Source organism: Dietzia sp. NPDC055340, from assembly GCF_053645335.1.
The window spans coordinates 56603-80380 of sequence record NZ_JBSHML010000011.1 but is presented as its reverse complement, the minus strand read 5'-3'; the positions used below and the strand labels follow the sequence as shown (position 1 = coordinate 80380).

At 68.8% G+C, this 23778-nt stretch carries 25 protein-coding genes; 12 read left to right on the top strand and 13 right to left on the bottom strand.

The annotated features are described in order from the left end of the window. Positions 1–8 precede the first annotated feature (8 nt). Complete coding sequence (locus ACWIFB_RS10065; RefSeq protein ID WP_452098808.1) at positions 9–776, bottom strand: thioesterase family protein; 768 nt, start codon at positions 774–776, stop codon at positions 9–11. A 65-nt stretch (positions 777–841) separates the two neighbouring features. Between ACWIFB_RS10065 and ACWIFB_RS10060 the strand changes: the two genes are divergently transcribed. Continuing rightward, complete coding sequence (locus ACWIFB_RS10060; protein ID WP_452098807.1) at positions 842–1324, top strand: MaoC family dehydratase; 483 nt, start codon at positions 842–844, stop codon at positions 1322–1324. A gap of 64 nt (positions 1325–1388) precedes the next feature. On the opposite strand, the gene ACWIFB_RS10055 is transcribed toward ACWIFB_RS10060, so the two are convergent. Then, the gene (locus tag ACWIFB_RS10055) at positions 1389–1868 is read right to left on the bottom strand and encodes a nitroreductase family deazaflavin-dependent oxidoreductase (protein WP_452098806.1); all 480 of its coding nucleotides are present in this window, start codon (positions 1866–1868) and stop codon (positions 1389–1391) included. A 33-nt stretch (positions 1869–1901) separates the two neighbouring features. Continuing rightward, positions 1902–3218: a class I SAM-dependent methyltransferase gene (locus ACWIFB_RS10050; RefSeq protein WP_454058158.1), complete on the bottom strand. Its 1317-nt coding sequence runs from the start codon at positions 3216–3218 to the stop codon at positions 1902–1904. Positions 3219–3443: 225 nt separating this feature from the next. Here ACWIFB_RS10050 and ACWIFB_RS10045 point away from each other — a divergent pair, with 225 nt between their 5' ends. Next, positions 3444–4904 (top strand): NAD(P)/FAD-dependent oxidoreductase, encoded by a 1461-nt coding sequence (locus tag ACWIFB_RS10045; RefSeq protein ID WP_454058157.1) that lies wholly within the window; start codon positions 3444–3446, stop codon positions 4902–4904. Between the two features lie 121 nt (positions 4905–5025). On the opposite strand, the gene ACWIFB_RS10040 is transcribed toward ACWIFB_RS10045, so the two are convergent. After that, the gene (locus ACWIFB_RS10040) at positions 5026–5439 is read right to left on the bottom strand and encodes a PaaI family thioesterase (RefSeq protein WP_452098803.1); all 414 of its coding nucleotides are present in this window, start codon (positions 5437–5439) and stop codon (positions 5026–5028) included. 112 nt (positions 5440–5551) lie between these two features. Then, the gene (locus tag ACWIFB_RS10035; RefSeq protein WP_452098802.1) at positions 5552–6316 is read right to left on the bottom strand and encodes a hypothetical protein; all 765 of its coding nucleotides are present in this window, start codon (positions 6314–6316) and stop codon (positions 5552–5554) included. Positions 6317–6615: 299 nt separating this feature from the next. On the opposite strand from ACWIFB_RS10035, the gene gndA reads away from it, so the two are divergent. The 3 genes from gndA to ACWIFB_RS10020 all read left to right on the top strand — a co-directional run bounded on the left by gndA (position 6616) and on the right by ACWIFB_RS10020 (position 10441). Continuing rightward, positions 6616–8088, top strand: coding sequence for an NADP-dependent phosphogluconate dehydrogenase (gndA, locus tag ACWIFB_RS10030; protein WP_452098801.1), 1473 nt, complete (start codon positions 6616–6618; stop codon positions 8086–8088). Continuing rightward, positions 8055–9476, top strand: coding sequence for a DEAD/DEAH box helicase (locus ACWIFB_RS10025; RefSeq protein ID WP_454058156.1), 1422 nt, complete (start codon positions 8055–8057; stop codon positions 9474–9476). Before gndA ends, ACWIFB_RS10025 begins: the two co-directional genes overlap by 34 nt. 104 nt (positions 9477–9580) lie before the next feature. Beyond that, positions 9581–10441 (top strand): hypothetical protein, encoded by an 861-nt coding sequence (locus tag ACWIFB_RS10020; RefSeq protein WP_454058155.1) that lies wholly within the window; start codon positions 9581–9583, stop codon positions 10439–10441. A gap of 3 nt (positions 10442–10444) precedes the next feature. Here the strand turns inward: ACWIFB_RS10020 and ACWIFB_RS10015 are convergent, their stop codons facing one another. Next, positions 10445–11380, bottom strand: a complete 936-nt coding sequence (locus ACWIFB_RS10015) for a hydrogen peroxide-inducible genes activator (RefSeq protein ID WP_452098798.1) — start codon at positions 11378–11380, stop codon at positions 10445–10447. Between the two features lie 154 nt (positions 11381–11534). Here ACWIFB_RS10015 and ACWIFB_RS10010 point away from each other — a divergent pair, with 154 nt between their 5' ends. From ACWIFB_RS10010 to ACWIFB_RS10000, 3 genes are all read left to right on the top strand, one after another. Next, entirely contained in the window at positions 11535–12131 is a 597-nt protein-coding gene (locus ACWIFB_RS10010) for a peroxiredoxin (RefSeq protein ID WP_230929008.1), read from the top strand. Then, positions 12128–12652: a carboxymuconolactone decarboxylase family protein gene (locus tag ACWIFB_RS10005; protein WP_230929009.1), complete on the top strand. Its 525-nt coding sequence runs from the start codon at positions 12128–12130 to the stop codon at positions 12650–12652. The genes ACWIFB_RS10010 and ACWIFB_RS10005 overlap by 4 nt, the downstream gene beginning before the upstream one ends. Positions 12653–12835: 183 nt before the next feature. Further along, positions 12836–13798, top strand: coding sequence for a hypothetical protein (locus ACWIFB_RS10000; protein ID WP_454058154.1), 963 nt, complete (start codon positions 12836–12838; stop codon positions 13796–13798). A 90-nt stretch (positions 13799–13888) separates the two neighbouring features. On the opposite strand, the gene ACWIFB_RS09995 is transcribed toward ACWIFB_RS10000, so the two are convergent. The 4 genes from ACWIFB_RS09995 to dut form a co-directional block, all read right to left on the bottom strand. Then, a complete protein-coding gene (locus tag ACWIFB_RS09995) occupies positions 13889–14674 on the bottom strand; it encodes a DUF3159 domain-containing protein (RefSeq protein WP_452098796.1) in 786 nt (261 codons plus the stop codon). Further along, positions 14661–15071, bottom strand: coding sequence for a single stranded DNA-binding domain-containing protein (locus ACWIFB_RS09990; RefSeq protein WP_230929011.1), 411 nt, complete (start codon positions 15069–15071; stop codon positions 14661–14663). The genes ACWIFB_RS09995 and ACWIFB_RS09990 overlap by 14 nt, the downstream gene beginning before the upstream one ends. 25 nt (positions 15072–15096) lie before the next feature. Then, positions 15097–16014 carry a DUF3710 domain-containing protein gene (locus tag ACWIFB_RS09985; RefSeq protein WP_454058153.1) on the bottom strand — a complete coding sequence of 306 codons (918 nt, stop codon included), beginning with the start codon at positions 16012–16014 and terminating at the stop codon, positions 15097–15099. A 79-nt stretch (positions 16015–16093) separates the two neighbouring features. Beyond that, positions 16094–16573, bottom strand: coding sequence for a dUTP diphosphatase (dut, locus tag ACWIFB_RS09980; RefSeq protein ID WP_454058152.1), 480 nt, complete (start codon positions 16571–16573; stop codon positions 16094–16096). 53 nt (positions 16574–16626) lie between these two features. Between dut and ACWIFB_RS09975 the strand changes: the two genes are divergently transcribed. Further along, the gene (locus ACWIFB_RS09975) at positions 16627–17133 is read left to right on the top strand and encodes a DUF3093 domain-containing protein (RefSeq protein ID WP_452098793.1); all 507 of its coding nucleotides are present in this window, start codon (positions 16627–16629) and stop codon (positions 17131–17133) included. Positions 17134–17242: 109 nt separating this feature from the next. On the opposite strand, the gene ACWIFB_RS09970 is transcribed toward ACWIFB_RS09975, so the two are convergent. Next, positions 17243–17545 carry a DUF4193 domain-containing protein gene (locus ACWIFB_RS09970; protein WP_230929015.1) on the bottom strand — a complete coding sequence of 101 codons (303 nt, stop codon included), beginning with the start codon at positions 17543–17545 and terminating at the stop codon, positions 17243–17245. Between the two features lie 204 nt (positions 17546–17749). On the opposite strand from ACWIFB_RS09970, the gene cei reads away from it, so the two are divergent. Then, a complete protein-coding gene (cei, locus tag ACWIFB_RS09965) occupies positions 17750–18388 on the top strand; it encodes an envelope integrity protein Cei (protein WP_452098792.1) in 639 nt (212 codons plus the stop codon). Between the two features lie 51 nt (positions 18389–18439). Here the strand turns inward: cei and ACWIFB_RS09960 are convergent, their stop codons facing one another. Beyond that, positions 18440–19294: an inositol monophosphatase family protein gene (locus ACWIFB_RS09960; protein ID WP_454058151.1), complete on the bottom strand. Its 855-nt coding sequence runs from the start codon at positions 19292–19294 to the stop codon at positions 18440–18442. A gap of 160 nt (positions 19295–19454) precedes the next feature. On the opposite strand from ACWIFB_RS09960, the gene ppgK reads away from it, so the two are divergent. Then, positions 19455–20300, top strand: coding sequence for a polyphosphate--glucose phosphotransferase (ppgK, locus tag ACWIFB_RS09955; protein WP_454058150.1), 846 nt, complete (start codon positions 19455–19457; stop codon positions 20298–20300). 104 nt (positions 20301–20404) lie between these two features. Further along, the gene (locus ACWIFB_RS09950) at positions 20405–21847 is read left to right on the top strand and encodes an RNA polymerase sigma factor (protein ID WP_452098788.1); all 1443 of its coding nucleotides are present in this window, start codon (positions 20405–20407) and stop codon (positions 21845–21847) included. A 113-nt stretch (positions 21848–21960) separates the two neighbouring features. Here the strand turns inward: ACWIFB_RS09950 and ACWIFB_RS09945 are convergent, their stop codons facing one another. Further along, the gene (locus ACWIFB_RS09945) at positions 21961–23763 is read right to left on the bottom strand and encodes a DEAD/DEAH box helicase (protein WP_454058192.1); all 1803 of its coding nucleotides are present in this window, start codon (positions 23761–23763) and stop codon (positions 21961–21963) included. Positions 23764–23778: the final 15 nt, after the last annotated feature.

Below are 23778 nucleotides of genomic sequence, written 5' to 3'. Positions count from 1 at the left end.
GCGGCCGATCACGGCCGAACGGTGAGTGACTGCGCGATGGTGCCGAGCGGGCCGGACTCGTCGTGGATCACGCTCGCGGTCAGCCCCAGGCCACCGGGACCGAAGGTGACCCGGGTGTCGTAACCCAGCCACTCCCCCTGCGGCGGGCGGACCAGGTGCGCCGACAGGTCGATGTTCGGGTAGTGCACAGCGGTCGGGTCCGCGCGGATCGCCATACCGTTGGCGATGTCGAACAGCGCAGCCATCCGCGCGGTCGCGCTGACCTCCTCGCCCGCCAGCAGCGGCACGTCGGTGCGCACCCAGTAGCGCGACCGCCCCGGGCCGTCGGAGATGCGGCGGACCTGAGCTGACGCGAGGTATCCGCCCCGCCAGACCGTGGTGGGATCCCAGGGCTCCATCTGATCCGGGGGCGGAATGGGGTCGAAGCCGTCCCCGGCGATAGCGGCGGTATCGCGGGGCTGCTGCAGCCACGCCCGCATCCGGATGCCGGTACGACCGTCGTGCGAGTAGGTGGCCTCGACCAGTTCGATTGTCCGTCCCGGCCGGATCACCTCGACCGCCACGTCGACCGCGTCCATGGGGACTACCCCCAGGAGTTCGTAGGACAGACGGGAGATGACCATGGGATCGTCGCGACGGGCGGTGAAGTCCGACTCAACCGCGTGGACGAGCAGCCCCAGGGCGGGGCCGATGTGCTGGGTCGACTCGTCCCACGCGCCGCTGACGTGCTCGGTCGGGCGGAACCGGGCCGCACCGAGTCGTTCGAAGTAGGCCATCCCCGCCCTCCAGTCGGTGAATCGTGATTAACTCAAACCCTACACGCGCTACGCGAGGAGAAGACATGAACGACGAGACCTTCGACGAGTTCACCGCACCGATCGACGACAGGTACCTCGAGGACTACACCGAGGGGGGCCGCTACCGCTTCGGCGAGGAATCGGTGGACGCCGACGAGATCGTGGCGTTCGCCCACAGGTACGACCCCCAGAGCATCCACACCGACCCGGAAGCCGCGGCGGGCGGCCCGTTCGGCGGGCTCATCGCCAGCGGGTGGCAGACCGCCGCGCTGATGATGCGGCTGTTCGCGGACAACTACCTCACCAGCGTGGCCAGCCTGGCCTCACCCGGCGTGGACGAGCTCCGATGGGTCCGGCCCCTGCGCCCGGGCGACCGGCTCACCCTCATCTGCGAGACCACGGGAGTGCGTCCGTCTCGGACCAAGCCGGACCGCGGGATCCTCACCACGGACGTCACGCTGGTCAACCAGGACGCGGAGCCGATTCTCACCGCGACCGCGATGAACATGGTCGCCCGGCGACGTTGAGACCCTCAAGCCGGTCCCTGCTGACCGCGGTTGGCGGCACCGGCTACGGGCGGACCGGCTCAACTCACAACCGCGGCGTGAGATGGAAGATCGGCAGTAGTCGGGTCGTGCGCGCGGCGTAGTGCTCGTAGTTCGGCCACACCCGGACCGCCGCGGCCCACGCCGAGTCCCGATCAGCGTCCGAGAGTTCGCGGACGTCCACGGGCAGCCGGGCCCCGTAGACGCTCATCTCGACGAGCCCGTCGGCCGCCGCGCGGAGGTTGTAGACCCATGCCGGGGTCTTCTCTCCACCCCAGTTGGAGCCGATGATGATCAACCCGTTGTTCCACGACGCGCACAGAAGCGGTGTGCTGCGCATCGCGCCACTCCTACGGCCCGGCACGTGGAGAGTGAGAGTAGGGAGTCCGGCGACCCGCAGTAGGGGCAGGCGCCCCCCGGAAACGCGGGACATCCAGGTGTCGACCGTCACCACGAGAGAGGAGTTCTCTCGGGTCGCGTCCTGCCGCCCCAACCAGATCGCGACCGGGGTGAGAATATTGCTCATGGGCAGAGCCTATTGCCCCGGCTGCCTCATGGGCTAGACGACGGTGTCGGGGACGTCCGCCAACACCTGGACGGACTCCACCCAGCCGTGGCGCATCCCCGCCTCCATCGCGGCCAGGTGGAACGCCCACATCCGACGATAGACCGCGTCGAAGCCGAGCGCCGCGGCATCTCTTCCTCTGAGCGCGAACGACTCCGACCAGAGACGGACCGTTTCCGCGTGATGCGCGGTCATCTCGATCCGTCCGCGCAACCGCAGCCGGGACGAACGGGCGATCACCTCGACGAGGTCCGACCACGACGGCGCCGGCCCCGCTTCGGCCACGTACTTCGATCCCCACGCCGCGAGTTCCACGTGGGCGCGTTCAGGCCGCCCCGGGCACACCAACGCCTGGAATGCCATCCGGCCGCCCGGTTCCAGAAGGCGCTCCGCCACGCCGACGACCCCGCCGATGCCGGCCAATCCGGATTCGACCCCGGGGTCGGTCGCCACCACCGCGTCGAGGGCGCCTCCGGCCTCCGACGGCTCCCCCAGGAAGAGGGAGACGCTGTCCTCCAGGCCCGCGGCCGCGAACCGCGATCCCAGCGCAGCGAGTCTCTCCGTGGACCCCGTCATGGTCCGCACGTGCGCACCTCGCTCGGCCGCACGCATCGGCAATTCACCCCAGCCGGGTGTCGCGACGAGCACCCGGGCCCCCTCACCCACCGCCGCGAGGGTCAGGAGCATGTCCGCGGATCGTCGCTGGGCGTCGCCGAGGTCATTGCGTCGCGGCGGGGAGGCCGGGGCCTCGAGGTGGACGACATCTGACCCGTCATCGAGACGGGTTCGTGTCCGAGCGCCTGAGGCGAAGACCGCGCCGGAGGTCGACATGGTCTCATCGGTGTACAGCGACGTGAGCGCACCCGGGACCGAGTCCTCCAGCGGTACCTGCTGCGCTCGATCGCGGCGCCTCCCGGCTCCGGAGTGCCCCCGCCCGTCGCGACCGAACGCGCGCTCCCCCGGGTCGGCACAGTCCGGATTGTCGGCGATCCACGGCGCGAGAGCGGCGATAGCCGCGCCGAGCTCCGCGGTCGCCCACTCGCCCGCCATGAAGGACTCGCCGAGCCCCACGACTCCGGCGGCGGCCAGTCGCGCCCAGAAGTGGTCAGGGTCCCTCAAGACCACCCGCACGTCCGCGTCGTAATCACCTGCGGCCGACGAGTCCGGGTAGTCGATGCGTATGCCGAGATCACGTCCGGCGCGGCGCAACGACTGGGCGACGAGACCGGCTGGACTCCCCCCGACACCGGCGGGCGGGGCCAGGGCAGGCCAGCGTTCCAGGTCGACGGTCTGCGGTTCGACTCTGACCACCGGTTCCCTCCTCACGGGGCTCGCCTGAACCTGGACCGTACCGCCGCCGGTCGACGGGGACGGGCAGGCGCGTCGGGGGCGCCGGACTGTGATCCTCCCGCCTCCTCGTGCGCGCTGTGCGCGCGACCACTATCCTTGGAACCCGTGCCCGCGCGATTTCCGCGAGCCCTGAACAGCGATGAGGCCACTGCGCCCCGACCTACACCGAGCCTCACAGGAGCCACCATGACCGAGCCCGCATCCGACCAGGTCACCGCAGCCACGCCGGTGCCCCGCCGGCACCGTGTCGTCATCATCGGCTCCGGCTTCGGCGGCCTGTTCGCTGCGCAGCAGTTGGAGAAAGCCGACGTCGACGTGACGCTGATCGCCAAGACCGGACACCACCTCTTCCAGCCCCTGCTGTACCAGGTGGCGACCGGGATCCTGTCCGTCGGTGAGATCGCCCCGCCGACGCGGTTGATCCTGCGCGACCAGAAGAACGCGACCGTGGTCCTGGGCGATGTGAACAAGATCGATGTCGCCGGCAAGCGTGTTCACGCCACCGCCGGTCACATCGCCTTCGACCTGGAGTACGACAGCCTGGTCGTGGCCGCCGGCGCCAACCAGTCCTACTTCGGTAACGACCACTTCGAGCGCTGGGCGCCCGGCATGAAGACGGTCGACGACGCCCTCGAGCTGCGCAGTCGCATCCTGGGCTGCTTCGAGCAGGCCGAGGTCATCGACGACGAGGACGAGCGCCGCCGGCTCCTGACCTTCATCATCGTCGGCGCCGGCCCCACGGGCGTCGAGATGGCCGGCCAGGTGGCCGAGCTGGCCCAGCACACCCTCAAGGACAGTTTCCGGCGTATCGATCCCGCTTCGGCCCGCGTCATCCTGCTGGACGCCGCGCCGGCCGTGCTTCCTCCCTTCGGCAACAATCTCGGCAATGCGGCCCGTGCCCGTCTGGAAAAGATGGGCGTCGAGATCCAGCTCAACGCGATGGTCACCGATGTCGATTACAACGGCATCGAAGTGAAGGATCCCGACGGTTCGGTTCGGCGAATCGATGCCTCCTGCAAGATCTGGTCCGCCGGTGTGAAGGCGAGCCCGCTAGGACGGATGCTCGCCGACCAGACGGACGCGGAGATCGATCGAGCCGGCCGCGTCCTCGTCCGTAAGGACCTCTCGCTGCCCGGGCACCCCGAGATCTTCGTGGTGGGCGACATGATGAGTCTGGACAATCTTCCCGGCGTCGCCCAGGTCGCGATCCAGGGCGGAAAGTACGCCGCCAAGCAGATCATCAACGAGGTCGAGAAGGGCAAGACGCCGGCCGACCGGCCTCCGTTCAAGTACTTCGACAAGGGCTCCATGGCCACGGTCTCCCGGTACAGCGCCGTGGTGAAGATGGGAAAGATCGAGATCTCCGGCTTCATCGCCTGGGTGATGTGGCTGATCGTCCACCTGGCGTACCTGATCGGCTTCAAGAACCGCATCACCACCATGTTCTCCTGGGGAATGCACATGGGTGGCGACCATCGCTCCCAGCTGACCTCGACCAAGCAGTGGGTGTACGCGCGAGAGGCGATCGAGCGGGTCGCCGCCGACGAAGCCGCGGCGCTGCGCACTGCGGAGCAGGCCCGGCGCGACTCGGCGGCGACCGATAGCAATTCCGACCGCGCAGGACAGGACGCCGAGTCCGTGCATTAGCCGACGAGGCCGCCCGCCCGCTCCGGACTTCGACAGCTGGCCGCGGGTGGATGCGAGAAACCCCCGGCGGGAAGTGTCCCGCCGGGGGTTTCTCGGATCGTGCGATGATGCGTGCCCGGTGCTACTGGAGATTGGCGAGACGAACCTGACCGACCGCGACGACCCGGTCCCGATCGTCAGCGATCTCAACCCGCCAGAGCTGCTGAGACCGCCCGCGGTGCACCGGGGTCCCGGTCGCGGTGAGTGTCCCCTCGGTGACCGCGCGCAGGAAATCGGTGGAGTTGTTGACGCCCACGACCCGACCCTCGCCGCCCAGCCACACGGAGCCCGCCACGCTCGCGACCGTCTCCGCGATCGCGCAGTACACGCCGCCGTGGACGATCCCGTGCGGCTGATGGAGGTGCGGGCCGACCGGAACGGTCACGACGACTCGATCCGGGGTCACGTCGCGGTACTCCAGACCGATCACCCCGCCGAAGCCCACGTCCTCATGCTCGCGGACCTGCCTGATCACATCGCTGTTCATCTCCGACATCTGACCTCTTCTCCCGGCCCGGACACTCCGGGCGACCGTCCGGCCCGGAGTGCCCGGGCGACCGTCCAGAGGCTACCCGCGCGCTCGACACGGAGAGGCGCGTCAGGAGATGTCAGCGGACCGAACGCCACCCGCGGTCGCGGACCGGGATCGGACCGGCGCCCGGCGTACGGGGCAGGCGGCTCCGCTTTCGCACCGCCAGACCGGAGTCGTGCAACGCCTGCAGCACGAGCTGCCCGCGTCGGTACCCGACCTCGGGGCTGGTCCCCGCGAAAGTCGGGACGATTGTTGCGGCACCCAGAACGCTCTCGCCGGCCACCGACCACAGCGTCTCCTGGCTACAGTTGCTCACCTCGGCGAGTCCGGCGAACACGGTCGACAGCGTGCCCCGCGCGCGGCAGGCCAGCCACTGGGCGAGCGCCTGCTCGCACGGCAGCACGACCGTGCCGGGCGAACCGGCGCACGGGTCGCCCGGAAGGACCCGCAGCGTCGTGTCGCGAACGCCCGCCCAGTCGAGGCCCCCCTCGATGTCCGTCCGCACAGCCATGTTCTCGGCGCCGGTGTCCCAGACCCGTCCGATGGTCACGAAACTCGCGACCGCACGGCCGAGAACTCCATGGGTGAACGCCTCCGCCACGAGATAGGTGGAAAATCGCATATCGCCGGAGTCCGCGAAGTAGTTGCGGAACATCAACTCCACCCGACCGCCGTCCACGGCGTCCTCGAGCGGGACCCAGCGGCGACGGGACTGGGTCCCGAGGTCCGCCATCGAATAGAACTTCGGGTATCCGGCCCGGAACGTGCCGAGCTTCTCGGTCGTGTCCTCGAACACCGTGCTCATACCAACCATCTGCTCAGGCAGAACGGAGCTGGTCATATCTGGTCTTCCCCCTGTGTATATCCCCACTTGACAGTGGCCGGCACCCCTCGGGATGGCGCACCACGCGGTCCGATCCCCCCGTCCCGCAGTGGCGCCCGTCACCCGGCCCGGTACTAAGTGTTACAACACATCGCCACGCAACTCCAAGGATTTCCGGTCGGTTCCGGCAAACTCTGCACTGAGTGCAACAGTGATCTGTCAGATAGTTCATAGAACCCTCTCAGTAACGAGTCCCCACCGGATCCTCCATCACCGCAGGTCCGCCGTGTCGACCGGCGTCGACTACCCTTGTCCCCATGAGTACTGAGCGCGAGGACGCGCAGACCGCGACCGCCACGACCGGAACCGCCGATATCGGGGTCACCGGACTTGCCGTGATGGGCTCCAACATCGCCCGAAACTTCGCCCGCCGGGGTTACACGGTCGCCGTACACAACCGGTCTGCGGGCAAGACCGACCTCCTGCTCGACGAGCACGGCTCCGAGGGCAGCTTCATCCGCACGGAGACGATCGAAGAGTTCGCCGCGGCGCTGAGCTCCCCGCGTCGGGCCCTGGTGATGGTCCAGGCGGGCGCGCCCACGGATGCCGTGATCGACGCTCTCGCCGACGCCTTCGACGAGGGCGACATCATCATTGATGGCGGCAACGCGCTGTACACCGACACGATCCGCCGCGAGAAGGCCATGGCCGAGCGCGGTATCCGATTCATCGGCGCCGGCATCTCCGGCGGCGAGGAGGGCGCCCTCGAGGGACCGTCGATCATGCCCGGCGGCCCGGCCTCCAGCTATGAGGTCGTGGGGCCGATGCTCGAGTCCATCTCCGCAAAGGTCGACGGCACGCCCTGCTGCACCCACATCGGTGAGGACGGTTCGGGCCACTTCGTGAAGATGGTCCACAACGGCATCGAGTACTCCGACATGCAGCTGATCGGCGAGGCCTACCACCTGCTCCGCGGGGTCGCGGGAATCGAGCCCGGCCCCATGGCCGAGGTGTTCCGGGATTGGAACACCGGCGAGCTCGACTCCTACCTCATCGAGATCACCGCAGAGGTGCTCGCCCAGGTCGACGCGGCGACCGGCGGGCCCCTGATCGACGTGATCGTGGATCGGGCAGGTCAGAAGGGCACCGGGCGCTGGACGGTCAAGTCGGCACTCGACCTCGGCGTGCCGGTCACCGGTATCGCCGAGGCCGTCTTCGCACGCGCGCTCTCGAGCTCTGTCCCCCAGCGTGAAGCCGGTCAGGGACTCCCCTCAGGCAGTCTGTCCATCCCGTCGGAGCCCGGTGCCGATTTCGTGGAGGACGTCAGGCGGGCGCTCTACGCGTCGAAGATCATCGCCTACGCGCAGGGTTTCGATCAGATCACCGCCGCGAGCGCCGAGCACGGGTGGGACGTGGCACGAGGCGATCTGGCGACCATCTGGCGCGGTGGATGCATCATCCGGGCCACCTTCCTCGACCGGATCCGTGAGGCCTACGCGCAGACCCCGGACCTGCCCACCCTTCTCGCGGCTCCGTACTTCGCCGAGGCTCTCGCCGACTGTGTCGACAGCTGGCGTCGTGTGGTGACCACGGCGGTGGGCGCCGGAATCCCGGCGCCCGGGTTCTCGGCGGCACTGGCCTACTACGACGGTCTCCGCACCGAGCGTCTTCCCGCCGCCCTCATCCAGGGCCAGCGTGACTTCTTCGGTGCCCACACCTACCTGCGCACCGACAGTGAAGGCAGCTACCACACCCTGTGGAGCGGCGATCGTTCGGAGGTGCGGGCCTGACCGGCGACGCACGCCCCGGCCTGGATCGCCTGCTCACCGAGCTCGGGGTCGCGGTCCCCATCCGCCATGCGGTCTCCGGGATCGTCTCGGGACCGGTGAGCGCAATCCAGGCAGCCGCGTTGAGCGACGCCGTCAACGGCGAGAATCTCCTCGCCGTCGCACCGACCGGTTCCGGCAAGACGCTCGTCTTCGCCATCGGCGTCGTCCACCGGATCTCCGGCGCACCGAGCGTCCCGGGTAGACCGCGGGCGATCGTGGTCGCCCCGACCCGGGAACTGGCGCTGCAGAACGATGAGGTCCTGGCCGAGGTCGGTGCCGGAGCCGGGCTCCGGACCGCCAGCTTCGTGGGCGGGCAACCCCTCGCCAAGGACAAACGCGCGTTGATCGCTCCCGTCGACATCGCGGTGGGCACGCCTGGGCGCCTCGTCGACCTCATGCGCAGCGGGGCCCTCGACCCCGCTGATATCCGGATCGTCGTCCTGGACGAAGTCGACCGGTTGTTGGATGCCTCGTTCGGGGAGCAGACCGCCGCGCTACTGGCCCGATGCGCCGGTGCCACCTTGATGGCGACCACCGCCACAGCTGATGCCGACGTCGAAGCCGCGGCTCGTCGTCGTCACCCCGACCTCCGGATCCACCGCATCGAAGGCGGTGGCGACCAGGTCCCGGGCGCTGGCGAGCTCGGCGCGCCCGAGCCGGCAGCCGTTGTCGCCGTCCCGGACCACCGGGGCCAACCACCCGCCACATCGCCGAAGGCCGCCGTACCCGCGGACAGCAGCCAGCCCCGTCACCTGATCGTCCTCACCGCCGACGATCCCGAGCGATGCGCGACCTCGCTGTCCGCACGATGCAGACGCGCACTGTTCTTCGTCGCCCGAAGGGACGCTGTCGAACCGCTCCGCGCGTCGATCGCCGACGTCGGCGTCCCCGCGGCCGGCGTGTCGGGTTCCGCCTCTCCTCACCGCCGCGCGACCGCATTCGGAGAACTCGCCAGCGGCGCCGTCAGGGTGCTCGTCACCACTGACCTCGCCGGACGGGGCCTGGACCTCGAGGACATCGGGCAGATCGTCCACGTCGGGCCTCCCCATTCCATCCAGGACCTCGTGCACCGTTCCGGTCGGACCGGCCGCGGCGGCAATGCGGCCGGCACGGTGGCCGCGGTCGTGCGGCCCGGAGAGGCCATGCGGGTGATCGAGCAGGCGAGGAAAGCCGGCATGAGCATCGACCGGGTCGATGCCGACGCCACCGGCGCGCAGGCCAGGCTCGACGCAGTGTTCGGGCCCGAGATCGAGGTCCCCCGTCGGCGGCGCGAACCCGCGCCCAAGCCCGCCACCCGGCGTCCAGCCCGATCGCGGGTCCACCGTCCCAAGAGGAAAAAGCGGTTGTGACGGTGGCGCGGGAACCGAGGCGGGCGCCGACCCGCTCCCCCGTTCTGCTGCCGGAATCACTCTGGCGAGCCAGGGAGCGCCGTCATCACCAGCTCGTCGACGCGATGACCGGCGACCACCTGGATCGTCGACGGCGCGGCGCCGAGCACCCGGTCGTCGACTTCCTCTTCACCTACTACCGCACCAGCGTCGGTACCGTTCGCCGATGGCATCCCGGGCCGGGCGTGATCCTCGAGAACGCACACCACGATGACAGAGCGGAATGGCGCCACTATCGTCGGGACTCCCTCTACGGACGTTGCGGATTGGTCGTCGACCCGGATTCGGTGATGGCTCGACGCGGGGACCGGATTCGACGCGCGCGGAGCGTGGTCGAGTCAACCGCCACCCGACCCGGGGCGACCGGCTGCTTCGGCCTTCACGAATGGGCGATGCTCTACCGCTCAGGGGCCGACGGGGCGCGGCACGGACAGGTGCCCCTGCGGATTTCGCCCGACGCGATCGATGACGTCGTGCGCGGCTCCCGCCTGCGTTGCACCCACTTCGACGCCTACCGTTTCTTCACCGAAGCCGCTGCCCCACTCAACGAGCCGGCCCTCTCCCGGGACGGGCAGATCGCGAACGAGCAACCCGCGTGCCTACACGCCGGGATGGACATCTACTCGTACACGGCGTTGCTGGAAGCCGGCGCACCCGGCGAACTCCTGTTGGACGCCCTCGGCGCAGCGTTCGATGCACGAGAGGTCGACATGAGGTCGTCTCCCTACGACCTGTCGGAATGGGGGCTGAAGCCGATTCCGGTGGAGACCGCGCGAGGCCGAGCCGAGTTCGTCGCTTTTCAACGCGGGTGGATCGTCCGGACAGGGTCCCTGCGTGCACGCTTCGTGCGGGCGACGGACCGGCTCGAAAGGATGTCGCCCACCGCCCCCACCGGCCCGGCAGCGACCCCGGACGACGCGGGCTGAACGTTATACGGCCCGTGCGCCGAAGACCTCCGCGGCGACCTCCGTGACGACGTGGCCGAACTCCCTGTACGCGTCGTCCGCGGCGGCCGCGGTCCGCAAGAACAACGCCATCGTCCGCCCCGGCGAAGGATCGGCGAACGTCGCGACCCCGATCCCGGGATCCCGCGTCTCGGGCCCGACCGCGGATTCGGGGACGATCGTCACCCCGAGACCACCGGCGACGCATTGGACGGCCGTGGCAAGCGACGCCGCACGAGACTCTTCCCGGCCCAGGACCGGAACCGAGACACGTCGACACAGCTCGACGGTCTGTTCCCGTAGGCAGTGCCCCTCGTCCAGCAGCAACAGCGGCTCGTCGGCCAGAGCTTCCGGCGATATCCCGTCAACGCCGTCCAGATCATGTCCGGCCGGGACGAGCAGGGCGAACCGCTCGGTGTACAGCGGGATGGCCACCACCCCTGCCGCATCCGTCGGAACCGCCATCAGCGCCAGATCGACAGCACCGCTGCGGAGCGCCTCGACCAGTCTAGCGGTCTGGTCCTCCACGATCCGCGGCCTGAGGCTCGGGAACCTCTCGGCGAGCGCGGGCAACAGCCCGGGGAGGAGGTACGGTGCGGCCGTGGGGATGACGCCGATTCGAAGCTGGCCCACGAGCGGTCCGCCGCTGCCTGCCGCGGCATCGGCGACCGCGTCCATCGCGGCCACCGCGGCGCGCGCAAACGGCAGCAGTTGCTGCCCCGCGGGCGTGACGAGCACTGACCGCGTACTGCGCTCGACGAGATGAAGGCCCAGCCCCTCCTCCAGCGTCGCGAGCGCCTGCGACAACGAAGGTTGACTCATGCCCAGTTCCTCCGCGGCGCTCCGGAAGTGGAGCCTCTCCGCGATCGCGAGGAACACCCTGAGCTGCATCACGCTCGGAACGAACCGTTGATCAACCATGCCGATCAGCCTAGGCCGATCGATAGCCCGAAGTCGATGACTATTCGGCTTAAACTATGAGTGATCTCTGTCTCATTAGGCTTTACCTGTTGAAGAGGCTCATGCATAGTGGTCGTTGTCCGTCCCACAACGGCCCAATCCTCAGGAGGATCACATGGCACTTCTCACCATCGGCGACCAGTTCCCCGACTTCGAGCTGACCGCTCTGAAGGGCGGCGACCTCCGCGAGGTCAACGCGCAGCAGCCCGAGGACTACTTCGAGACCATCTCGAACCAGTCCTACGCCGGCAAGTGGCGCGTGATCTTCTTCTACCCGAAGGACTTCACCTTCGTCTGCCCCACCGAGATCGCCGCGTTCGGCAAGCTCGACGAGGACTTCCAGGACCGCGACACGCAGGTCCTCGGCGGCTCCATCGACAACGAGTTCGCGCACTTCAACTGGCGCGCGACCAACGACGAGCTCAAGGGCGTCCCCTTCCCGCTCCTGTCGGACATCAAGCATGAGCTGATCCGGGCCCTGGGTGTCGAGAACGCCGGCGGCGTGGCCGATCGCGCCACCTTCATCGTCGACCCGGACAACGTCATCCAGTTCGTCTCGGTCACCCCCGACGCCGTGGGCCGCAACGTCGACGAGGTCCTGCGAGTGCTGGACGCCCTCCAGTCCTCCGAGGTCTGCGCCTGCAACTGGCAGAAGAACGACCCCACCAAGAACATCGACAAGATGGAGATGCTGCAGGAGGGCATCAAGTGAGCATCGAGAACCTGAAGTCCGGACTCCCCGAGTTCGCGAAGGATCTCAAGCTGAACCTCAGCTCGCTCGCTCGCTCCACGGAGCTCAACGAGCAGCAGCTGTGGGGCACCTTCCTCGCGACCGCCGCGGCCACCCGCTCGGCCACCGTGCTGTCGGAGATCGCGGATGAGGCCCGCGGGCACCTCTCGGACGAGGCGTTCAACGCCGCCCTCGGCGCCGCCTCGATCATGGCGATGAACAATGTGTCCTACCGTGCCAAGGAGTTCCTGGGCGAGGACTACACCCAGGTCCGTATGGGCCTTCGGATGAACATCATCGCCAACCCGGGTGTCGAGAAGGCTGATTTCGAGCTGTGGTCGATGGCCGTGTCCACAATCAACGGCTGCGAGAACTGCACCGCCGCTCATGACGCGGTCATCCGCAAGGAGGGCCTCACCAAGGAGCAGGCGTGGGAGGCCGTCAAGGTCGCCGCCACGGTCGCCGGTGTCGCACAGGCCGTCGAGATCGACGCCAACATCTGACCTCACCTCACGGTGATCGGGATAGCCCCGCTGACGATCGGTCAGCGGGGCTATCTCGTATTTCCCGGGATCGGGCTCGCGCTCCACGGCGGGTTGGACCTCCCCAGAAGCCCCCGTCGGCACTAGGTTCGTAGGAGGTGTCGTGGAAGGTATCTGCGGCCACTCTGACGATATGGAGACGACATGACCACCGGAGGCGGAGGCTCCCCGACCGGAGACGGTTCGCACAACGACCCGTACAACACCGGGTCGGGCCAGCAGGGCTGGGAGCAGCAGGGCGACTCGAACTACGGGCAGGGCTACGGCCAGCAGGGCCAGGACCCCTACCCTGACCAGGGTTATGGTCACCAGGGCTACGATCAGCAAGGTTACGGTCATCAGGGCTACGGTCAGTCACCGCAGGAGCCGTACCCCGGCCAGGGTTATGGCCAGCAGGATTACGGGCAGCAGTACGGAGCGCCCGGTTACGGCGCCGCCTACCCGCACGCAGGAGCAGGCGGAGGCGGTGTAGCGATCGGGAGGCCGTCCGCCACCGAGGCCATCGGCGCGGCCTGGCAACTGTTCAAGAACAACCCGCTGCCGTGGGTGCTCATCACCCTCGTGTCGTTCCTCGCCAACGCCATCACCAGCTACTTCTCGAATTCCGAATCGGTGGGCGTCTCCCTTATCGGCTCGATCCTGACCATCGTTGTCGGGTTCCTGATCCAGGCCTTCTCCATCCGGGGCTCCCTGCTTGAAGTCGACGGATACAAGCCGGACATCGGCAGCTTCTTCAAGCTCACCAACTTCGGGTCGTTCGTCGTCGCCGGCATCATCGTCGGAATCGCCACGACGATCGGGCTGGTCCTGCTCATCATCCCGGGTATCGCGATCATGTTCTTCCTGTACTGGACGTTCCACTTCGTGATCGACCGCAACATGGGCCCGGGCGATGCGATCAAGTCGAGCTTCAACGCCATCAAGTCTGATGGCGGAAATCTCTTCCTGCTGGCGATCCTGAACGTCCTGATCATCATCGTCGGGTTCATCGCCCTGCTCGTCGGCCTCTTCGTCGCAATCCCGATCACGGCACTGGCCTCCACGGTCGCCTACCGAGCCATCACCGGACCGAGCGACTTCTCCCGTACCGCGGCCAGCGCCGTCTGACCACATCCAGCACCCTTCCGAGGGGACTCAGAAGCCCCGGTGGCCATCCTGGCCACCGGGGCTTTGCGGTATCACTCGTCGCCGAAACAGTCAGCGCTCCTGCCCGCCCACCGTCGTGTCATTCTCCGGCGAGTCGTCCACCTTACTCGCGACGGGCTCACCACGGGCTTCAATTCCCTGCCCCGTCGCCTCCTGCGATTCCCCGACGGTGTCATCCGTCTCCACGGGTTCTTCATGCGTCATCGCACGGCGTATGGCCCACACCGTGACCACGAACGCCACCAACGCCAGCGGCCATCCCATCCCGATGCGGGCCGCGCCCAGCCAGTTGACCTCGTCGTTGAGGTACAACACGTACTGGAGGACGGCGCGGATCGCGAAAAGCGCCGCCCAGACCCAGGTCGCGACCGCGTACCAGCGCCTTGCCTGGGGATTGCGACGCCAGGCCATCCCCCTACCGTCCAGGAAGCCCCAGATCACACCGGCCAGGGGCCACCGGATCAACGCGGAGATCGCGAACGCTCCGCCGTACACGGCCTGGGTGATGATCCCGTACAGGAAGTACCCTTTCGCGCTTCCGGTCCGCCACGCGATGAAGACACAGATGGCGACACCGATGAACCCGGAGATCGCCGGCTGCGGGTTCTCACGCCGAACCAGCGACCAGCCGAGCATCGCGACCGCCACACCCAAAGCGGCCCAGATCGCCGCGGTCAGTCCCCAGATCGCATTGATGGGTACGAACGCGAGGATCGGGATCGAGGAGAACACCAATCCGCGTATCCCGCCCATCTGGTCGATCAGCGACGCGTCGGGGTCGCCGAACGCCGATCGGGGGCCGGAGGTCCGGCCTGCCCGCTGCTCAGGCTCGGTCATCTGATTCCTCCACGGTGTGGCCCGGCCGCCCTGCGAGCAGTTCATAGCGCGGGTTGAACATGATCTTGCGGCCGTGCCGTTGTCCGACACGACCGGTGACACGGATATACCTGCCCGTGTCGATTCCGGGAATGGACCGTCGCCCCAGCCAGCAGACCTCGATCGCGCCCGTTCCGTCGAAGACCTCGGCGGTGACGCCGAGATGGTGATCGCCCCCACCGGAGACGACTGTGCGAATGCGACCGGTCAGGCTCGCCCGGTCGCCCCGGGACGCGTCCACGACACACAGTGATCCGGAGCCTGTGACCCGACCCGCCAGTTCGGCCGCGTCGAGTACCTCGACCGGGTCGGTCAGGCGCGCAGAGATCTTTCGCAGCGCTCGCGCCAACGTGGACATCAGCTACTCGCCATAGCCGGGCGGGTTACAGATCGTCGCCGTCACGGAGCCGGTCCATCGCGCTACCGTCGCGCCGCGGCGCGGCCGGACGCCCCTCGTTCCGAGCCGGGCCGGACGGTGCATCCTGAGCCGGAGCAGCCTGGTTCTGGGCAGACTGGTTCTGAGTAGCCGGGTTCGGAGCAGCCTGCTGCTGCGCTGGCGTCGGCGCTGTGGCGGCTCGTGCCTGCTGTCCGGAGTCGCCCTGCGTCGCCTGCCGGTCCGCGCCGCCGGCTGCCATCTGCTGCTGGAACGCCTGGGCCTGCTGTTGCGCGGCGAGCTGTGAACGCGCCTGGGTCAGGGCCGACTGGATCTCCTCGGGGATGGTCAGCGCGAGTTGCTCCTTCACGGGCATCGGGCCGTCACCTCGGTTGATCACCAGATGACGGAAGACCTCGCGGCCCTCGTCAGCCGCCTGCTCCGCGAGCTCCGGGGTGGCCATGACCCGGACCTCGGCCGTCCAACGGTTCCCGTCCACTCCGATCGCGCGGAACACCGCGCCGGGGAGCTCTGCCACCAGTTCCCGACCCCACGGGCCGTCCACGACTGATACGTCCGCTCCCTGCTGCTCGAGCTGCTCACGCATGTCGGAGACCATGGTCCGCCACTGTCCCGCCGACTTGGGCGCGGCGAACGCGCGCGGGATGACCCGCGACACCTGGGTGACGACGTGGAACTCGGGCTGCCCGTTGGGGTCCAGGGCGACGTTCAGGTCACGACCCGGCGGGACACCGATGACCAGGGAGCCGAGGTCGATATGCCCGTAACCGAGGTCGGTGTAGTACTCGCGGACATCACCGATGAACGAACGGTCGTGGGGCCCCTCGGCCGGCGGGGTCGAGGCAGCGGCCGCGTCCGCTGCCGCGGACTCGCGGGCCCCGGTCGCCGCCTTCTTACGTCCGAACATGGTGGAAATCCTCTCCCCGTGCGCCCCGGTCCCGGACAGGACCGTCTCGGTCGACGCTACCCAACAGCCGCCTCCCCGGTCAGGTCAGGCGGGCGTGCCCACCCGTGGATCCGTGGCCACCGGCACCTCGTTCGGAGTCCTCGAGGGTCTCGACCACCACCACATCCCACAATTCGACCTGCTGGATGATCAGCTGAGCGATCCGGTCACCGCGGACGATGTGCACCGTCTCGGCGGGGTCCAGGTTGATCAGGTTCACCTTGATCTCGCCCCGGTAACCGGCGTCCACGGTGCCGGGGGCGTTGACGATGGACAGCCCCGCGCGCGCGGCCAGTCCCGAGCGGGGGTGCACGAGCCCCACGTAGCCCGCCGGCAGGGCGATCGCGACGCCCGTACCGACCAGGGATCGATGACCGGGCGCCAACTCGCACTCGTGCGCGGCGTGGAGATCGATTCCGGCATCGGTCGGGTGGGCCCGTACCGGCAGCGGAAGACCGGCATCGAGTCGCTGCAGACGGAGCATCTGACCCGATCCGCTCGTGTCATGGTCGTGGTTCATGGTGTCTGTGCCCTCCTACGGCGTCGCGCCGGATAGTAGCTAGTCTGGTTCACGTGACCGAAGACGATCTCCGCCCACCCCGCGACCGTGCTCCTCGTCCGGTTCACTCGGAGTCTCTCCGGGTGCCCGTGTGGTGGTGGATCGCCCTGGTCGCCATCACCGCTGCAGCAGCGGCCCTGGCGGCCGCGCTCGGGGCCCGATGGTGGATGTGGCTGCTGATCGTGGTCATCCCGGCGCTCATGGCCTGGCTTTTCGTCACTGTCAGCCGCGAGAAGATCGAGGTCGAGTCGGACGGGCAGGGCGGCGGGACCCTCTACGCTGGCCGCGCCCGGCTTCCCTTCGACGCCATCTCCCGCACGGCCGTGGTCCCCGCCACCGCCAAGCAGGCCGCCATGGGCCGGCAGCTGGATCCCGAGGCCTTCGTGGTTCATCGCGGCTACATCCCCACGATGGTGATCGTGGTGTTGGACGACCCGCTGGATCCCACGCCGTACTGGCTGATCAGCACCCGGGACCCGGAGGGACTCGCCGCGGCGCTGCCGGACAACCACTACTGCTGACACCACACCTGATGCGCTGATCCCGGGCCCGTCGGGCCCGGGATCAGTGCTCTGCAGGGGCATCGCCCGACCGGCCGCCGGGATCACCCGGTGGCCGGTCAGCGGTGTCTCAGCCCGCGCAGTCCACGCAGATCTGCAGGCCGTCGCGCTCCTCGGCGAAGCGGCTCCGGTGATGAACGAGGAAGCACTCGCCGCACGTGAACTCGTTGTCCTGCTCCGGCACCACACGGACCGTCAGTTCCTCACCGGAGAGATCTGCGCCCGGCAGTTCATAGGATTCGGCGGTGTCGGTCTCGTCCACGTCGACCTCGCCCGTGGCGCCCTCGGCGCGTCGGGCCTTGAGCTCTTCCAGCGAATCGCCGGCGAGCTCGTCCGCCTCTGTCCGGCGGGGTGCGTCGTAGTCGGTTGCCATGAGTCTCTTTTCTGCGGGTCCGAGTCGAGGGGTTCGCGCATCGGTCGTGGTCCGACCGGCGCACGCATATTAACGGAATCCCCACGGAATTTCATCCACGGGTTCCTTCCGTGTCCCGGCGGCGGCGCGACTGCGTCGGCGTTTACAGTGTTGCCGAAGGGCCCTGCCGGGCCGTCACGCCGCCCACCTGCAGGAAGGCCATCGATGGTCGCCCACCTGAGCACACAGAGCACTCCGAGCCCGTCCCCCGCTCGGGGGATGGCGCGCCTGCGGGCCCCCTACGTGCTGTTCGTGGTCGCGGTGCTGGTCCTCGGAGGCCTCGTGTGGGCGTTCGCGCTCCGTGGAAATGACGCCGCGACCCAGGCCGTCGCCTGTCCGATCCCGGAGGCTGCGGAGGGGGCCGGCCTGGAGTCGCAGTCGGCCAACGCTCTGGACGAGGTCGAGCCGGCGTTCCTGGACGACACCCGTGTGCGGGTGCTCAACGCCAACGGGCAGAGCGGTCAGGCGGGCGCCGTCGCCGCTCAGCTCGCGGAGAGCGGTTTCCAACCCGCGGGCACCGACGCGACCGGCAACGACCCGATCTACGGCCAGGCGCTCGAGTGCCACGGGCAGATCCGCTACGGCGAGGCGGGCGAGGCCAATGCCCGTTCGCTTTCCCTGACGGCGCCGTGCATGCAGCTGGTCACCGATGGCCGGGACGACGCGTCCGTGGATCTCGTGCTGGGCACCACCTTCTCGAGACTGTCCGATTCGGTGTCCTCGGTGGGGGCGCTCGACGAGCTGAAGGTGGGGCGCCAGCCGATCTCCACCGAGCTCGCGGCCGCCCGTTCCGTCAGTTGCTGACCCCTTCCGGGGTCTGAAGCTGCCGGTTGGTCTCCGGCCGGCCCGACGACCCTAGAGGGCCCCGCAATCCCGTAGCGCCTGCCGGAACGCCTCCGAGACGCCCGGGCCCGCGGCGACGGTGGGCACGGCGTCGTCGCGGGAGGTCGAGACGATCGCTCCAGACTCCGCCGCGATGAGGCCCCCTGCCGCATAGTCCCAGGGCTTGAGGCAGCGCTCGTAGTAGGCGTCGAGACGGCCGGTGGCGAGCATGCACAGGTCGAGCGCCGCGGATCCGCACCGTCGGATGTCGCGGACCGCGGGCAGGAGTGCCGCGACCGCTCTGCCCTGTTCGGCCCGCAGCTTCGCGTCGTAGGAGAACCCGGTGCCGACCAGGGCGAGAGACAGGTCGTCGCAGCCGGATACACCGAGCGTGGTGACCTGACCGTCCGCTGCCCGGAGGGTGGCCCCGCGGTCGAGCGCGGCCGTCCAGGTCTCCCGGGTGACGATGTTGTGAACGGCGCCGACGACGACGACACCGTCGAGTTCAGCCGCGACCGATACCGCGGTGAACGGGATGCCGTAGAGCAGGTTCACCGTCCCGTCCACCGGGTCGACCACCCACCGCACCCGGCTGGCCGCACCGGAGCCGGGGGCCTCGCCGGTCTCCTCGCCCAACACCGTGTCGCCGGGCCGGTGCGCGGTGATCTCCCCGCGTAGGTGACTCTCCACCGACGTGTCTATGACCGTGACCGGGTCCGTTGCCGAACTCTTGGACCGCGCACCCAGCCCCTGTCCCTCGAATTCGGCGAGCATCCGCCGCGCCACCTCGCCCCCGGAGGTAGCCAGCCGGTCGGCGAGCTCCCGCAACTCGTCGATGAACCCGGGACGGCTGTCGTCCGACCCAGCCGATGCCGTGTCTCCAGTCATGCGATCCTCATCCTCGTCGTCGTTGTCGTCGTCCAATCGGCCCGCTCCGACCGGCGCCGCGGATAGCCTGTCGGGCGGGCGACCACCGCCCATCGTGCCCCGTCCCGCGGGGCCGGATCCATCCCCGCCGTGTATCGCGGCCCGTACCCGGGAGCCCTCCTTGGCCGACACCACCTCTGACTCCTCCGACACCGCCCCCGTCGGCCTGGGGGTGGACGTGGGCGGCACCGGCATCAAGGTCGGGCGGGTGAACCTGACCGACGGCGAGTTGATCGGCGACCGGCTGCTCAGGCCGACCCCGCAGCCTGCCACCCCCGACGCGATCGCCGCGACGATCCGGGAGATGGTCGACGAGTTCGACTGGGACGGGTCGGTGGGGGTGGCCGTCCCGACCGTCATCCACGAGGGGATCGCAAGGATCGCGCCCAACATCGACGAGTCGTGGATCGGTTGCGACGTGGTGGACCTGTTCGACCGCCATCTGCCCGGGCGCACGGTTGTCATGCTCAACGACGCCGATGCCGCCGGGCTGACCGAGGTGCACTACGGGGCGGGCGAGGGCGTCGACGGGCTCGTGATCCTTCTCACGATCGGAACCGGGATCGGCTCCGCGCTGCTCATGAACGGGCGGCTCATCCCCAACAGCGAGTTCGGCCATCTGATGATTGAGGACATCGCCGGCCGGGGCTTCGATGAGGCCGAACACCTCGCGTCGGGCGCCGTCCGGGCGCGCGAGGAGATGTCCTTCGCCGAATGGGCCCCGCACCTGTCCAACGTGCTTCGCGCGATCGAGGACCTGCTGTGGCCTCGTGCATTCGTGCTGGGGGGCGGGGTCAGCGAGGCCGCCGACGAGTGGTTCCCGCTTCTGGAGAACCGCACCCCCGTTCGCGCGGCCGTGCGTCTCAACGACGCCGGGATCATCGGTGCCGCCCTCTATGCCGCGGCGCACTCCGGCGCCATCGACCTCGGAGAGGCGCTCTCCGTCACCGAGGACCGACCCGGTTAACCCCGCCGGATGCGACCCTCGCGCCGGTTCCTCGTTACAATGGCGCAGGCCGGACTCATGTACCGGCCGGGGACGGGCCCGGTACCGCAAGGCGGACGGCTCGAGTGTCTGCAGAGCACGCGGCACCGATCCCCGATTCCTATCTAGCAACCGGTTGTGAAGGGGCGTTTGTGGCAGCCACGAAGACCACCAGTTCGGATCCCGCAGAGAGCGGCGATCCGTCAGGCACCGAGGTCACGGGCGCAGCCCCCGCCAAGAAGACCGCCGCCAAGAAGGCGCCCGCGAAGAAGGCCGCGGCCAGGAAGGCCCCCGCCAAGAAGACCGCGGCAAAAAAGACGGCGGCGAAGAAGACCGCCGCCAAGAAGACGGCGGCCAAGAAGACCACCTCCCCGGCGACGTCCGAGGTCGACGAGGATCAGATCGACGAGTCGGCGGAGAACCTCGAGGCCGAGCCCGACACCTCCGAGCTGGAAGACGTCGAGGTCGAGGATGTCGAGGACGACGAAGAGGCCGACGAGGAAACCAAGGAGGAGCCCTCCGCCAAGGACAAGGCCTCCGGTGACTTCGTCTGGGACGAGGACGAGTCCGAGGCTCTGCGGCAGGCCCGCAAGGACGCCGAGCTCACCGCGTCCGCGGACTCCGTGCGCGCATACCTCAAGCAGATCGGCAAGGTCGCCCTCCTCAACGCCGAGGAGGAGGTGGAGCTCGCCAAGCGCATCGAGGCGGGCCTGTACTCCACGTGGTGGATGGCGCAGGTCGCCGAGCGCGGCGAGAAGCTCACCACCGCTCAGCGGCGCGACTACAAGTGGATCGAGCGGGACGGCGTCCGCGCGAAGAACCATCTGCTCGAGGCCAACCTCCGGCTGGTCGTCTCCCTGGCCAAGCGCTACACCGGGCGTGGCATGGCGTTCCTGGACCTCATCCAGGAGGGCAACCTCGGTCTGATCCGCGCGGTCGAGAAGTTCGACTACACCAAGGGCTACAAGTTCTCCACATACGCCACCTGGTGGATCCGCCAGGCCATCACCCGCGCCATGGCCGACCAGGCCCGCACGATCCGTATCCCGGTGCACATGGTCGAGGTCATCAACAAGCTCGGTCGCATCCAGCGTGAGCTGCTCCAGGATCTGGGCCGCGAGCCCACCCCGGAGGAGCTCGCCAAGGAGATGGACATCACCCCGGAGAAGGTGCTGGAGATCCAGCAGTACGCCCGGGAGCCCATTTCGCTCGACCAGACCATCGGCGACGAGGGCGACTCGCAGCTCGGCGACTTCATCGAGGACTCCGAGGCCGTGGTCGCGGTGGACGCGGTGAGCTTCACGCTTCTGCAGGACCAGCTGCGGTCCGTGCTCGACACGCTCTCCGAGCGTGAGGCCGGCGTGGTCCGGCTTCGCTTCGGCCTCACCGACGGCCTCCCCCGGACCCTCGACGAGATCGGCCAGGTCTACGGCGTGACCCGCGAGCGGATCCGCCAGATCGAGTCGAAGACCATGTCGAAGCTGCGGCACCCGTCGCGCTCGCAGGTCCTGCGCGACTACCTGGACTGACCCGCCCCGGAGAGATCCGCTACTCCCCCGCACGATCCGATACCCGCAGGCAGGTAGCGGATCGGGCATCCGAGTAGCGGATTTCTTGGATTTGGTGAGGCCGGTCGGAGGACCTACCAGCTGCGCAGGGTCGAGATCCTCTCGCGGATCTGCTCGGTCGAGGCCATCGGCACGGGCGGCCCACCGCAGGCGTTGCGCAGCTGGGAGTGGATCGCCCCGTGGGACTTGCCCAGGCGGCCCGAGTACACGGAGACCAGGGTGTTGAGCTGGCGCCGCAGATCCTTGAGCTCGGCGGCCGAGGCGACCCGCTCGGCGGCGGCGCCGGCGTGGGCGCCGGGGCCCGCGGCGTTGCCCGGCAGAGTCGCTCCCGACACGGCGGGGTCGGCGCCCACCACGGACACCGCCCCGGGCCCGGAGGCCTGCGCGGAGGAACGATCCCTCAACTGCTCCTTCTCCCGCTGCCGCAGAAGGGCCTTCACGTCGTCCGCTCCCAGCAGGCCGGGGAGCCCGATGTAGTCGGCCTCCTCCTCACTGCCGGCGAATGTCGCGGTGCCGTACGAAGACCCCTCGTACACGATCTGGTCGAGCTCGGCGTCCGCGCCCAGGGAGATGTAGCCGCGGTCCTCTTCGTCCTCCGTGTTCTCGTCCTGCTGTTGGTTCGCCTGGGCGAGCAGCTGGTCCTCCAGCCCCTCCTCCCGATGCGGCTTACCCAGCACGTGATCGCGCTGGGCCTCCATCTCCGAGGCGAGCTTCAGCAACACAGGCACCGACGGCAGGAACACCGAGGCGGTCTCCCCCGGGCGCCGCGAACGCACGAACCGCCCGATGGCCTGGGCGAAGTACAGCGGGGTGGAGGCGCTGGTGGCATAGACGCCCACACTGAGTCGGGGCACGTCGACGCCCTCCGAGACCATGCGGACGGCAACCATCCACTCGTCGGTCGAATCCGAGAAGGCACCGATCCGGCTCGATGCCGTCGGGTCGTCGGACAGGACCACCGTCGGCGGCTTGCCGGTGATCTCGGTCAGCAACGCCGCATACTCCCGCGCGCGCTCCTGATCGGTGGCGATCACCAGGCCGCCGGCGTCCGGAACACCGCCCGCGCGGATCTGGCGCAGCCGGGTGTGGGCCGCCTGCAGAACCGCCGGCATCCAGTCGCCGTGCGGGTCGAGCGCGACTCGCCAGGCCCGGGACATCTGGTCCGCGCTGAGCGGCTCACCGAGGCGGGCCGAGAACTCCTCGCCGGCGTTGGAACGCCAGCGCGCTTCACCGGAGTAGGCCAGGAAGACGACGGGACGGACGACGCCGTCGGCCAGCGCGTCGGCGTAGCCGTAGGCGTGGTCGGCCTTCGAACGCTGATGACCCTGACCGTCGGGCTCGTAGGTGACGAACGGGATCGGACTGTCGTCCGAGCGGAACGGTGTCCCCGTCAGCGAGAGGCGGCGCTCGGCGTCCTCGAACGCCTCGCGGATACCGTCGCCCCAACTCTTCGCGTCACCGCCGTGGTGGATCTCGTCGAGGATCACCAGTGTGCGGCGTGCCGTGGTGCGCCCGCGATGCTTGAACGGGTGCGCTGCGACCTGCGCGTAGGTCACCACCACACCGTGGAACTCGGGAGCGAGTGCCCCCGAGGAGTTGCTGTACTCGGGGTCCAACGCGATCCCGGCACGGGCCGCGGAGGCCGCCCACTGGTACTTCAGGTGTTCGGTCGGCGCGACGACCGTGATCGTGTCGACGGTCCGGTCCGCCAGCAACTCGTTGGCGACCCGGAGGCCGAACGTCGTCTTGCCGGCACCCGGCGTGGCCACGGCGAGGAAGTCCTTGGGCCGGGCCATGAGGTACTTGCGCAGGGCTGTGCGCTGCCAGGCGCGCAGCGACGGCCCGCCGGCCGGCGGGGTGATGGGTTCTGCGGTCAGTTCCTCGGTGCCCGG